At 38.4% G+C, this 13469-nt stretch carries 12 protein-coding genes; 6 read left to right on the top strand and 6 right to left on the bottom strand.

Annotation, left to right across the window (positions count from 1 at the left end; genetic code table 11):
* Positions 1-24: 24 nt before the first annotated feature.
* From aat to ald, 3 genes are all read right to left on the bottom strand, one after another.
* The gene (gene aat, locus KO495_RS04180; protein ID WP_215979140.1) at positions 25-753 is read right to left on the bottom strand and encodes a leucyl/phenylalanyl-tRNA--protein transferase; all 729 of its coding nucleotides are present in this window, start codon (positions 751-753) and stop codon (positions 25-27) included.
* A 274-nt stretch (positions 754-1027) separates the two neighbouring features.
* A complete protein-coding gene (trxB, locus tag KO495_RS04175; protein ID WP_215979139.1) occupies positions 1028-1981 on the bottom strand; it encodes a thioredoxin-disulfide reductase in 954 nt (317 codons plus the stop codon).
* Between the two features lie 294 nt (positions 1982-2275).
* Positions 2276-3394: an alanine dehydrogenase gene (gene ald / locus KO495_RS04170; protein WP_215979138.1), complete on the bottom strand. Its 1119-nt coding sequence runs from the start codon at positions 3392-3394 to the stop codon at positions 2276-2278.
* A 169-nt stretch (positions 3395-3563) separates the two neighbouring features.
* On the opposite strand from ald, the gene lrp reads away from it, so the two are divergent.
* The 6 genes from lrp (at position 3564) to serS (ending at position 10704) form a co-directional block, all read left to right on the top strand.
* On the top strand, positions 3564-4046 hold the full coding sequence (gene lrp, locus KO495_RS04165; protein WP_215979137.1) for a leucine-responsive transcriptional regulator Lrp: 483 nt from the start codon (positions 3564-3566) through the stop codon (positions 4044-4046).
* 51 nt (positions 4047-4097) lie between these two features.
* The gene (locus KO495_RS04160; protein ID WP_215979136.1) at positions 4098-6683 is read left to right on the top strand and encodes a DNA translocase FtsK 4TM domain-containing protein; all 2586 of its coding nucleotides are present in this window, start codon (positions 4098-4100) and stop codon (positions 6681-6683) included.
* A 62-nt stretch (positions 6684-6745) separates the two neighbouring features.
* Positions 6746-7474 carry an outer membrane lipoprotein chaperone LolA gene (lolA, locus tag KO495_RS04155; RefSeq protein ID WP_215979135.1) on the top strand — a complete coding sequence of 243 codons (729 nt, stop codon included), beginning with the start codon at positions 6746-6748 and terminating at the stop codon, positions 7472-7474.
* A 166-nt stretch (positions 7475-7640) separates the two neighbouring features.
* On the top strand, positions 7641-8954 hold the full coding sequence (locus KO495_RS04150) for a replication-associated recombination protein A (RefSeq protein ID WP_252738806.1): 1314 nt from the start codon (positions 7641-7643) through the stop codon (positions 8952-8954).
* Complete coding sequence (crcB, locus tag KO495_RS04145) at positions 8938-9339, top strand: fluoride efflux transporter CrcB (RefSeq protein WP_215979134.1); 402 nt, start codon at positions 8938-8940, stop codon at positions 9337-9339. Before KO495_RS04150 ends, crcB begins: the two co-directional genes overlap by 17 nt.
* Positions 9340-9423: 84 nt before the next feature.
* Positions 9424-10704 carry a serine--tRNA ligase gene (gene serS, locus KO495_RS04140; RefSeq protein WP_215979133.1) on the top strand — a complete coding sequence of 427 codons (1281 nt, stop codon included), beginning with the start codon at positions 9424-9426 and terminating at the stop codon, positions 10702-10704.
* A 66-nt stretch (positions 10705-10770) separates the two neighbouring features.
* Here the strand turns inward: serS and KO495_RS04135 are convergent, their stop codons facing one another.
* Genes KO495_RS04135 through KO495_RS04125 form a run of 3 tightly spaced genes read right to left on the bottom strand, consistent with a single transcriptional unit; the run spans position 10771 to position 13281 of the window.
* Positions 10771-12483, bottom strand: a complete 1713-nt coding sequence (locus KO495_RS04135) for a nitrilase-related carbon-nitrogen hydrolase (protein ID WP_215979132.1) — start codon at positions 12481-12483, stop codon at positions 10771-10773.
* Entirely contained in the window at positions 12480-12659 is a 180-nt protein-coding gene (locus tag KO495_RS04130; protein WP_215979131.1) for a hypothetical protein, read from the bottom strand. Before KO495_RS04130 ends, KO495_RS04135 begins: the two co-directional genes overlap by 4 nt.
* Positions 12652-13281 carry a hypothetical protein gene (locus KO495_RS04125; protein WP_215979130.1) on the bottom strand — a complete coding sequence of 210 codons (630 nt, stop codon included), beginning with the start codon at positions 13279-13281 and terminating at the stop codon, positions 12652-12654. The genes KO495_RS04130 and KO495_RS04125 overlap by 8 nt, the downstream gene beginning before the upstream one ends.
* Positions 13282-13469 lie beyond the last annotated feature (188 nt).

Raw genomic sequence — 13469 nt, 5'->3', positions numbered from 1 at the left:
GTCATACTCCTTTAGCACAACCCTCTAGCATAGTGATAACGTTTTAGGATCCCAGAAGTTATTAGGCACTATAACAGACAGGGCTGTATCTTTCATCAGGGTAAATTCATCTCTACTTACTTCTATAGCGCCCATATCGGCTAAAAAGGGGTTGAGTAATTGACAGTCAATAAAGTCAATATTAATTTCGCTTAATAATTTTGCCAAGGCTACTAACGCACATTTAGAGGCGTTGGGCTGCGTATAAAACATTGATTCACCGGAGAAAAAACCATTAATAGCAACGCCGTATAAGCCGCCAACAAGTTTGCTGTGGTGATTGTTATTTTCATCTTGATGGTCTTGCCAAACTTCAATTGAATGGGCTAACCCTCGTTGATGAAGTGCAATATAAGCGGTTTGCATTTCATCGACAATCCAAGTGCCATCTTTGCGAAAGGGCGCGTCTGCACAAAGATCAATAACCTCAGCAAATTGCTGGTTTAAGGTAATACGATAAGGAGACTTTTTTATAAACTTACGTAAAGTACGATTTATTTTTAACGTATCAATAGGAATAATCGCTCTGGGGTTAGGCGACCACCACATCAAAGGATCTTGTGATGAATACCACGGGAAAATACCTTGCTGATAAGCATTTTTTAACCGCTCTATGGATAAATCACCACCAAAAGCTAATAAACCATTGGGCTCTGTTAGGGCTAATTTAATAGGAGGGAAGCTTAGATCATTATCATCTAATTGATATAACATACGGCACTCTTCATACTGATATTGTTGATAATATTATGATTAACTTATTTTTATTGAGGTTAAGATACATGAAAACAATAAGGGTGAATTAAAAGTAAAACACCTTTAGATAATACACGGTAAAGCAATAAACGATAAACATAAAAAAAGAGCACGAAATGCTCTTTTTATTGAGTGAGGCTTACCAATATAGATATATAAGCCGCTAGTATTTGTTTTTTTTACGTGTAACAAGCACTAACATTCAATGCTTATCAACCTGAAATCAGGTTTATTAGCCTTTAGCGTCTAAATAGCGCTCAGCATCTAATGCTGCCATACAACCTGCACCCGCAGAGGTAATTGCTTGACGGTAAATATGGTCAGCGACATCACCTGCAGCAAACACACCTTCAACACTGGTTTGTGTCGCATTGCCTTGCGTACCACTTTGAATGGTTAAGTAGCCATTTTCCATCGCTAATTGATCTTTAAAAATATCTGTATTTGGTTTGTGACCAATTGCAATAAATACGCCTGCTACATCAATTTCTTCAGTAACTTCTGAATTAGTTTCTTTTAAGCGTAAACCAGTAACACCCATGTTATCGCCTAGTACTTCATCAAGGGTACGATCGGTGTGAAGAATAATGTTACCGTTTTTAACTTTTTCGTATAAACGATCAGTTAAGATTTTTTCACTGCGGAAAGTATCACGACGGTGAATTAAATGAACTTCACTGGCAATATTTGATAAGTAAAGTGCTTCTTCAACGGCAGTATTACCACCACCAACAACAGCAACCTTTTGGTTTTTATAGAAAAAACCATCGCAAGTGGCACAAGCTGATACACCACGACCCATAAAGGCTTCTTCTGAAGGTAAACCTAAGTATTGTGCTGATGCACCAGTACAAATAATGAGAGCATCACAAGTGTAGCTGCCGTTATCACCCGTTAATTTAAATGGACGTTCACTGAAGTCAACATTGTTAATGTGATCAAAAACAATTTCAGTATCAAATTTTTCAGCATGCTTTTGCATACGATCCATCAAAGCTGGGCCGGTTAAGTCGTCAGCGTCGCCAGGCCAGTTTTCTACGTCAGTTGTCGTTGTTAATTGACCACCTTGTTGCATACCGGTGATCATTACTGGATTTAAGTTAGCGCGGGCTGCATATACTGCGGCTGTATAACCAGCAGGGCCTGAGCCTAAAATAAGTAGTGGACAATGTCTAACGTCGCTCATGATTACTCCAAAATTTTTATAATGATTAATTTTTAAATTTGTTCTTAAGTAACATCAAGTAACCCAGAAACTGACTATATTTAAAGCCAACAGGGTATTTTGATGAATAAAGTTACTTTAATTGATTGGGATGATAAGGAAATAAAGCAAGGGGGTAAATAGCCAGTTTGTTATATGCTAAACAAAAAAAAACGCACTTTTGCTCAAGTGTAAGCAAAAGTGCGCTATTTAGCGTGATAATTATTCAACTGAAAAATTTAGCGGTGAAGGGTTATCACTTATTTTACATATTTATTAAGCATTTAATGCTGTTGCAGGAGCAACGTATTCAAAGCCTAAGTTTTCAGCAACTTCTCTAACCGTTACTTGGCCATTAATAACGTTTAAGCCATTTAATAAATGAGCATTATCATTAAGTGCTTGCTTGTAGCCTTTATTCGCTAACTGAATAATGTATGGTAATGTCGCATTGTTTAATGCAAAAGTAGAGGTACGAGGCACAGCACCTGGCATATTTGCTACACAGTAATGTACAACATCATCAACAATAAAAGTTGGCTCAGCGTGAGTTGTTGCGTAAGAGGTTTCAATACAACCACCTTGATCAATCGCTACATCAACAATAGCAGAGCCAGGCTTCATGTTTTTAATATGCTCTTTAGTAACCAATTTAGGCGCTGCTGCACCTGGAATTAATACACCGCCAATGACTAAGTCAGCTTCTAATACGTGCTTTTCAAGTGCGTCAGCTGTTGAGTAGATTGCTTTAATTTTGTTACCAAATTGTGCATCAAGTTTACGTAAAACATTTACATTACGATCAAGAATAACTACTTCAGCACCCATGCCTACTGCCATTTGTGCCGCGTTATTACCAACCATACCACCGCCAATAATAACTACTTTAGCTGGCTCAACACCGGGTACGCCACCTAATAACATGCCACAACCGGCATTTGATTTTTCTAAAGCTTGTGCGCCTGCTTGAATTGACATACGACCAGCCACTTCAGACATTGGTGCTAATAATGGTAAACCACCGTTAGCATCGGTTACTGTTTCATAGGCAATACAAATTGATTTGCTTTTCACTAAATCTTGAGTTTGTGGTAAATCAGGTGCTAAATGTAAGTAAGTGAATAAAATTTGACCTTCACGTAACATAGCACGTTCTACTGCTTGAGGTTCTTTAACCTTTACAATCATCTCTGCTTGGGCAAAAACGTCACTTGCCGTTGCTAAAATTGAAGCACCAGCTTCAATGTAATCTGTGTCTGTAAAACCAATACCACTACCAGCATTCGTTTCAATAATAACACTATGACCGTGATTAACTAATTCACGAACGCTCGCAGGTACCATACCAACACGGTATTCGTGGTTTTTAATTTCTTTAGGTACACCAATAATCATACTAATCTCTCTTAAGCAAAGTTTGTTGTAGCATATTATGCTAAGCACATGAGAGTGCCTGTAATATTTGCGACTAGTATAGTGATATATTTGTAGAATAACCTGTCGTTATTTAATTTGCTTCGATATATAATGCTGCAACAGTCCATTATTTTAGAGTTATATAAAAATGAGTATCACTATAGGTAAAAATATCGATCGTATTGATAAAAACATTCTTATTGAATTACAAAAGGATGGCAGGTTGACCAATGTTGAATTATCTAAACGTGTCGGTTTAAGCCCAACGCCTTGCTTAGAAAGAGTTAAGCGTCTTGAAAAAGAAAAATACATCACCGGTTATCGCGCCACTCTTAATCCTATGAAGCTTGATGCTGCTTTATTAGTGTTAGTTGAAATAACCTTAACTAAAACCAGCCCCGATGTTTTTGATGAGTTTGCCGCAGCGGTACATAAACTTGATGTTATTCAAGAATGTCACTTAGTTTCAGGTAATTTCGATTTTCTTTTAAAAACAAGAGTTAAAGATATGTTAGCCTATAGAGAGTTACTAGGTGATACCTTATTACGGTTGCCCGCAGTAAGTGCAAGTAGAACTTATGTGGTGATGGATGAAATTAAATCATCGAATATGCTGCCAATTAACCGTTAATTTGTTATTTTATTCCTTTCTTCTTATTAATTTTCCCGATGGTACGAATAATTGTCTTCTGAACTTGTAGAAAATAGTGATAACAGTGTTGCCGATATCAGCAACAAACAACTTTCTGGTGTACAGCGCTTGCTTGAGGCTGGCTTGTTATGTTTTAGCGCCTTTGCTTTATTTATGGTGTTGGCATTATTAAGTTTTGATCCCGCCGATCCCGGCTGGGCGCAAACTGGTTATCAAACCCCTGTACGCAATTTAGGCGGGGCAGTAGGGGCTTATTTATCAGATTTATTACTAAACTTATTTGGCTTAATTGCTTACACCTTACCTTTTGTTACTGCAATTGTTGGCTGGTTATTGTTTCAACGCTTTCATCAAGTTATGGCGCTGGATTATTTAACCTTAGGCTTAAAGCTTGTTGGTTTTTTCATGCTCTATCTTGGTATTACGTCTTTAGCGAGCATGAATTTTGATGATATATTCTATTTTTCTGCCGGTGGTATTTTAGGGGATGTAATCAGTAAAGCAGTACTTCCTTATCTTTCTTTTGTTGGTAGTACCTTATTATTTCTACTATTTACCTGCTCTGGTTTTGTGCTTTTAACGGGTTTTTCGTGGTTAAAGTTTGTTGATAGCGTTGGTCAATATACTATTGCCTCATTTAATTGGCTGTTAACGCTACCTGCTTTAATTAAAGAGCATTTTGGTACACAATATGACCATAGTAAAAACCCTACCGCCGACAGTGCTGAAGATGATGATTTCACATCAGATAGTAACAGCTTAAATAAATCGCCGCTTATTACACAAACTGACTCAAGTACAGCGGATAATAATGATGATTCAACTATACTGAGCGCAGATGATTATCGCTCACATGAAAAAAGTGAACCCTTTATTGATATTAATGAGTTGCTAACTGAGCCATTGGCGATGAATGTACAAGAGCATGTTAGTGAAGATGAAATTGCCGCGGCATTTACCGACGTAGAACAGTTACATATTGCTGATGATGAGGCTGAGCCTAAAACGAGAACCGCTACTAAAACTCCAGCCACAGCCAATAAAACATCAACATTTGAACAACAGTTAGACAACAGCAATGGTCAAGTTAATTTAGTGGTCGAAGAAGATAAATTCCAAGGGATGCCTTCCATTGACTTGTTAGATAGACCCGATAAAGCAAAAAATCCAATTAACCAAGAAGAGCTTGATCAAGTGAGCCGCCTAGTTGAAGCCAAGTTACTTGATTTTAATATTGTCGCTGAGGTCGTTTCAGTTTATCCAGGCCCAGTTATTACTCGCTTTGAACTTGATTTAGCTCCTGGTGTTAAAGTCAGTAAAATTACCAGTTTATCAAAAGATTTAGCACGAGCATTATCTGCGATTAGTGTCCGCGTTGTTGAAGTTATTCCAGGAAAGTCGGTTATCGGCTTAGAATTACCAAATAAACACCGTGAAATTGTTCGCCTAAGCGAAGTAATTTCATGTCCTGCTTTTGAAGAGGCAACCTCGCCATTAACTATGGTGTTAGGTAAAGATATTGCTGGTGAACCCGTGGTTGTTGATTTGGGTAAAATGCCACATTTATTGGTAGCAGGTACTACAGGCTCAGGTAAATCAGTGGGTGTTAACACCATGATTGTCAGCTTGTTATATAAATCTACGCCTGAAGACGTCCGTTTAATTATGATCGACCCTAAAATGCTTGAGTTAAGTGTTTATGAAGGTATTCCTCATTTATTAGCTGAAGTGGTAACTGACATGAAAGATGCAGCTAACGCGCTGCGTTGGTGTGTCGGTGAAATGGAACGTCGCTATAAAGTGATGTCTGCTTTAGGGGTGAGAAACCTGAAAGGTTACAACAAAAAAATTCGTGACGCTGAAGCAAGTGGACAACCTATTATTGATCCTACATGGCAACCAAATGACGGTTTAGACCAAACCGCACCGTTATTAGAGAAACTGCCAAGTATTGTGGTTATTGTTGATGAATTTGCCGACATGATGATGATTGTTGGTAAAAAAGTAGAAGAGTTAATTGCACGTATCGCACAAAAAGCACGTGCTGCAGGTATTCATTTGGTGTTAGCAACACAGCGCCCATCAGTTGATGTTATCACGGGTTTAATTAAAGCAAATATTCCAACGCGTATGGCGTTTCAAGTTTCTTCTGGTTTAAACTCCCGTACCATATTAGATCAACAAGGTGCTGAGCAGTTACTCGGAATGGGTGATATGCTTTACTTACCGCCGGGCACAGGTGTTCCTACGCGTGTACATGGCGCATTTATTGACGATCATGAAGTGCATGCGGTTGTAAAAGACTGGCAGTCTCGCGGCGAGCCTAATTACATAGATGAAATTCTTTCTGGTGAGAATGAGCAAGATATTTTATTACCTGGCGAGCAAGCTGAAGGTGGTGGAGAAGAAGAGCTTGACGCGCTTTATGATGAAGCGATTCAGTTTGTGACTGAAAAACGCCGCGTATCAATTTCAAGTGTGCAACGTCAATTTAGAATTGGCTATAACCGCGCAGCACGTATTGTTGAGCAAATGGAAATACAAGGCGTAGTCTCAACACCTGGACATAACGGTGCCCGTGAAGTATTAGCGCCGCCACCTGTGCGTGACTTTTAACTAACACAATTGAAATAATAGTTTGTACTACTTAGGTTTATTGAAGAAGGTTTATTAATTAGATGTCCCCAACACTTTTAAAAAAAATTCGTTTAGCAACGTTATTGAGCATTCCCGTATTAAGTCATTTTAGTGTACATGCTGAGGTAAGTGTTACACCGGCAACTAAAGACACAGCTATTGAGTCAGTGGCAACGCAAGTGTTAAATACTACGGACGAACGTAGTGCGCAAGATAAAGCAAGATTAATGGCAACCTTATCTGAATTAACGTATTTTAGCGCAGACTTTACTCAAAAAATATTTAGCGAAAGTGAAGAGTTATTACAACAAGGTGCTGGCACTTTAGCGATTAGTAAGCCTAATTTAGTCAATTGGCAAACGACTGAGCCCGATGAAACTATTATTGTTAGTGATGGTGAAACACTGTGGTTTTATGACCCATTTATCGAGCAGGCTAGTGCTTATAGTTTAGCAAAAGCTATTGATAATACTCCAATATTATTACTTACCAGTGATGAAAAAACGCTATGGGATAATTATCAAGTTGAACAAAAAAATGAACAATTTGTGATTACGCCATTAAATCAAGAAAGCCAGATTAAAAGCTTATCGTTACGCTTTAGCCGCAATGAGTCTAGCACAACGCAATTAAGTGAATTTTCATTTAAAGATGCAACAGGGCAGGTAAGCCAAATACTTCTAAGTAACTTTAATAGTACCGATGCGCCTAACGCACAATTATTCTCTTTTAGCTTGCCACAAGGTGTTAGACTTGAAGACAAGCGATAATCAGGGCGCTATTAATAAGCAACAGCAAAGTCAAAGTGGCTTATTTGAAGATGACTTATTCGATACATCTGAAAGAGACATGTTGCATGGACTTGAGGGCGTAGAGAGTAATCAAGCCAAGAAAATTAATGGTATTGAGCCTTCGCTAGATGAGCCCCAGGGGTTTATGCCATTAGCGGCTAAAATGCGCCCCAAAACACTCAAAGACTATGTTGGACAGCAACATATTTTAGCGCCAGAGTCACCTTTAGCTCAAGCTATAGCGCAAGGTCATTGCCATTCATTAATTTTTTGGGGGCCACCAGGCAGCGGCAAAACGACTTTAGCTGAGATAATTGCTCAGCATAGCGATGCCGATATTGAACGTGTCTCAGCAGTCACTTCTGGTGTTAAAGAAATACGTGCAGCGATTGACCGTGCAAAAATGCGTGCTAATGCTCAACAACGCCGTACGGTATTATTTGTTGACGAAGTGCACCGTTTTAATAAATCTCAACAAGATGCATTTTTACCGCATATTGAAGACGGCACCATTATTTTTATTGGCGCGACCACTGAAAATCCAGCTTTTGAATTAAATAAAGCACTCCTTTCACGGGCGCGTTTATATATTTTAAAAAAACTTACCAGTGACGATTTACGTTTAGTCTTAAGTCGTGCCATAGCGCTTTATCAACACGAGCAAAACTTAATGGTTTCGCTCAGTGACGATGCAGCTCAAAGCTTACTCAATCGTAGTGACGGTGATGCTAGGCGACTACTTAATTTGCTTGAAAACTGTGTTGATAGTCTTGATACAAGCGAGGGTAAGTGTCTTATTTCTGAAGGGCTAATAGCACAAGTTTCAGGCAGTAAAATAGCACTTTATGATAAAGGCGGTGATGCTTTTTATGATTTGATTAGCGCTTTTCATAAATCGGTTCGTGGCTCTAGTCCAGATGCTGCGCTTTATTGGTATGCACGTATACTCACTGCCGGTGGTGATGCACTTTATGTTGCCCGTCGCTTATTAGCCATTGCCAGTGAAGATATTGGTAATGCTGATCCAAGAGCTTTACAAATTGGCGTTAATGCCTGGGATACTTATCATCGTGTTGGTCCCAGTGAAGGTGAAAGAGCAATTGCGCAAGCTGCAGTTTATATGGCTCTAGCACCTAAAAGCAATGCCGTTTATGATGCCTTTAAAAAAGCAAAACGATTAGCGCAAGATACCTCACAACTTGATGTACCTAACCATTTAAAAAATGCAACCAGCGATATTACCAAAGGTTTAGGTCATGGCAGTGAGTATCGCTATGCTCACAATGAACCCAATGCTTTTGCCGCTGGTGAGAATTATTTTCCTGAAGCGTTAGCGCAAGGTGATAAATCATACACACAGCTTTACCAACCCAGTGAACGTGGCCTTGAAAAGCAGCTCAAAGAGAAACTGGAATATTTAGAACAACTTAATAGGAACAGTCATGAGCGGCGCTATTAGTAACTTTACTTTATACGCCTTTGTAGCCATTGGCGGAGCTTGTGGCGCTAGTTTGCGCTTTTATATTTCCCAATTAGTGTTAAATTGGCTAGGAAAAGGTTTCCCTTTTGCGACATTGATGGTTAATATCACCGGATCGCTCGTTATGGGCTTACTTTATCAACTGATAGAGAATGAAATTTTAGATATCAGTGTTCACCGAACACTCATCGGAATAGGTTTTTTAGGTGCTTTTACCACCTTTTCTACATTTTCATTAGACTCCTTGTTATTATTGCAACAAGGCGAGGTCGTTAAAGCAACATTAAATATATTTTTAAATGTTGTTTTATGTATTGGCGCAGCTGCACTCGGTATGTTTATTGTATCGTCACTGGCCAAATAGAGAAGTTAAGTTATATGTATTATTACTTAACTTGTCAGCAATTAACCCATTATTATAACTTTTCAACGATTAATGTGAACAATTATGCTTGATGCAAAACTGCTTAGAACAGACTTAGATAATATTGCCAGCGAACTGGCTAAACGTGGATTTGAACTTGATACCGCCACGTTAAGTGCGCTTGAAGAACAGCGCAAAGGTATTCAGGTTAAAACCCAAGAATTACAAAGTGAGCGTAACACTCGTTCTAAATCGATTGGCCAAGCGAAAGCGCGTGGTGAAGATATTGAGCCATTATTAGCACAAGTGAGCCAGCTGGGTAACGATTTAGATGCTGCAAAGACAGAGCAAGATGAAGTGCTTGCTAAAATCGATGCGATTGCTAGCGCTATTCCTAACTTACTTGATGAGTCAGTACCTTTTGGTAAAGATGAAGATGATAACGTTGAAATAAAGCGTTGGGGTACACCACGTGAATTTGACTTTGAAGTTAAAGATCACGTTGACTTAGGTTTTGGTGTTGCTAAAGGCTTAGACTTTGAAAGCGGCGCTAAACTTGCCGGTACTCGCTTTGCCGTAATGCGTGGCAATATTGCTAAATTGCACCGCGCTATTGCGCAGTTTATGTTAAATACTCATACCGAAGAGCACGGTTATCAAGAAATGTATGTGCCTTATTTAGTGAACGAAGACTCATTATACGGTACAGGGCAGTTACCTAAGTTTGGCGAAGACTTATTTCATACTGATTTATCAAATAAGAAATTATCACTTATTCCAACCTCAGAAGTACCATTAACTAATTTAGTACGTGATGAGATTGTTGAAGAAGCTGATTTACCTATTAAAATGACAGCGCACACACCATGTTTTAGAAGTGAAGCCGGCTCAGGTGGTCGTGACATTCGTGGTCTTATTCGTCAACATCAGTTTGATAAAGTTGAAATGGTACAAATTGTTAAGCCTGAAACATCAATGGCGGCATTAGACGAGTTAACACGTCACGCTGAAATTATTTTAGAAAAACTAGAACTGCCATACCGCACCGTACAATTATGTAGTGGCGATGTTGGTTTTAGTGCCGCTAAAACCTTTGATTTAGAAGTATGGTTACCTGCACAAAATACTTACCGTGAAATTTCGTCTTGCTCAAATATGGGAGCTTTTCAGGCTCGTCGTATGCAAGCACGTTATCGTAGCAGTGAAACGAAAAAAACAGAGTTATTACATACATTAAATGGCTCAGGCCTAGCAGTAGGGCGTACGTTAGTCGCAATTCTTGAAAACTACCAACAAGCTGATGGCAGTATTAATATTCCGACGGTATTGCAGCCTTACATGGGCGGCTTAACTTCGATTAAGTAGCTGCTAGTTAGCTGTAAAGCTTGAACAAGAAAGCGAATGCATTTTTATGTATTCGCTTTTTTATAGCTAAAATCGAGGTTTGTTAACTCGTTTATATTGCTCGTTAATAATGACGACAACAACAAAAATAATTGCTAACAGCATAAAACCATAAGGGAATCTCTGGTAGATACTGTGTATATCAACTAAATCAACATGTGTTATCACGCTATCCGCTGTAAATGACTTTATTTGAGAGTCTTTAATAATTTCGCCTTTGTGATTAATAATACCACTGGCACCATTATTGGTGACTCTAACAAGTGGCTTTCTATATTCAACACTACGATATAAAGCAAGAGCTAAATGCACATCACGACCTGCCGTGTTACCAAACCAGGCATCATTAACGGTATTGACAAGTACGCTAAAATTAGGGGGAGCTGCCGTATTATTCGGCTCAAGAGTTTCTTTGTTGAGATCATTCTTTTTAAGGCTATTGGCAACTAATTCAGTAAAAACCGCTTCATAACAAATTAACGGCACAATATTAATGGTTTTCTGCTCTAAGGCTAGCGTTAAAGTATATGTTTGTTTACCCGCGATATAGTTGGGAGCATTAGGAAATAAAGTTCTTAATATTGGTAGCTGTGCTTCAAAGGGTAAATATTCTCCAATGGGCAAAAGTTTTTGTTTTTTATATTGCTGTAAAAGCGCTTGCTCACTAATAAGCTCAACAGTATTGAAATAGCCTTGAACTTCATTGGTTATAGGGTTGAACATAGGCTCAATCGCTGTAATTAACAGGTTGTTATTTTTGATTACAGCATCAAAAGCGTGCTTATCTTGTGGATAATTTTTATAAGAAAGTGGGACAGGCATTTCAGGTAAAATAATTAAGTCGGTTGGCTCAGCGCTTACTACCCCAGCCAGTAGCTCTTGAATTTTAGGTAATGTTTGTCGCCAGTCATCGCGAGTACGCAGCGAAATATCAACATTTGGCTGCACCATTGCTATTGAAAGCGTAGGGGGTTGCTCTGTACTCGGCTCAAGTAAGTCATTTATTTTTACATAACCATAACCAACATTTATTAACCAACAACTTAATGCTACAGCGATACACTTAACACTAAGGTCGATTTTTTTACGCCAATTAATAATCGCAGTCGCCAAGAGAAAATTAACAAAATGCAAAAGAAAAAACACCAATGGCACACCACCAATATCAAGGAGTTGAATGTGTAATGGTGCTAAGTACAGTGCATGTGCAAGGTTACCAGGCAGTACATTAGGTATGTAGTTAACAATGACGGTAAAAGTTAATGCTGACTTTAATGCGCCACTGATTGAGTTTCCCCAATAAAACCGTGCGTGTAACCAGCAAGCGAGGGCATAAGGCAGCGCAAATAATACACAAAACCCAAAGATAAAAGGGATAACAATATTACTTTGACTGAAAGTGACTTGAGCTAAGCCATCAACTACCCACCAAATGCTGCACATCCAGCCAAGTGTCGCGGCAACTAAGCCGAGCATAAAAGCGTACTTACCTTGGGTATTATGAAGTGCGATCATTAAAGGGATCATAATAAACCAGGCTAAATGTCCATAACCCCCACTGGGAAACGCTAAATAAAATAGAGCGACGGTGACTAAAACAAGTAACAAATCTTTTCGTTGTTTACTCGGGCTAATGTTATTCTTTGATGTATTCGCTGATAATTGCTCAGACGTTTTATCTTCCACAATATGACTATTTGATAAGGAGGTAATGGCGGTAGGTTTATCGGTATGGCTCATTTACGTTTTTTATAAATGAAATAAATAACGAGAACAGCAAGTAAGTTTAGGCTAGGTGTTAAAAAAGGTACGCTAGCACTTGAGCCTGTTCCGCCGCCACCGCCACCTCCGGTAGCTAAAGCATTAAAGGTATACAGTAAGCAAAAGAGTAGACAAAACCAAGAGATCTTATTCAAGTGTTAATTTCCTTTTAACATATTGATGAATTAGATAAAAAATGCATATGACGGTAACGAAGTTAATACCTTGCCAAACATATAAATGATAAAATTCAAAGTTATTAATAGGGTGCTTTATTTCAAAAAATAAATGACTAATACGTATAATATTGAGCACTTGAATAAAACCAGCGCTGATGAAAAATATTAATCCCTTTATACGTACAATTTGTGAAAATGTCACAGAGGAAGCTGACGCAGATATTGATTTTATTGGTAAAGCGATAATCGCAGCTAATAAAGTGCCTATTAATGAGAGAGCAGTACATTGTGAGTCAACGACTATATAGCGCTGCGATAGTGAATGGATAATTTCATTTTCATTCAGTAAGACATCTCTTGAAAATAGCTGAGATAAATTTGCAGCGGCATAGGCAAGTGCTGTTTGAATACTATCGGCTAACCATGGTGTTTGATGTATTTGCCAAACTGTTAATTGAATAAGTACGGAACATAAGACGAAAACAACAAAGAAAGTTAGGTTGTTATCTTTTAATTTACGAACAAGGGGTGATGAACCCAAATATATTAAGAAGTGTTTGAATAGACTTAATTGTGGAACTTTGTTCGATAAGACCATTATATTCCTTGTCTATCAAAAGCAGGTTAGCGCATCGTTTCAGTTTATCTCAGTATAGTGGCGGAACCCTTTTTATGGCAAGTAATTACTTAATCAGCATCTTGTTTTTTAACCTTTATTTTTAAGTTAGTTTATAAATAGGGTTAAACAGCTGTAATTATAATGAGATGAGTTACATTAAATTATAG

It is taken from the genome of Colwellia sp. D2M02, assembly GCF_018860755.1.
GTDB classification, from domain to species: Bacteria; Pseudomonadota; Gammaproteobacteria; order Enterobacterales; family Alteromonadaceae; genus Colwellia; species Colwellia asteriadis.
The sequence above is the reverse complement of the archived record's forward strand: the minus strand, read 5'-3'. Positions and strand labels throughout refer to the sequence as shown.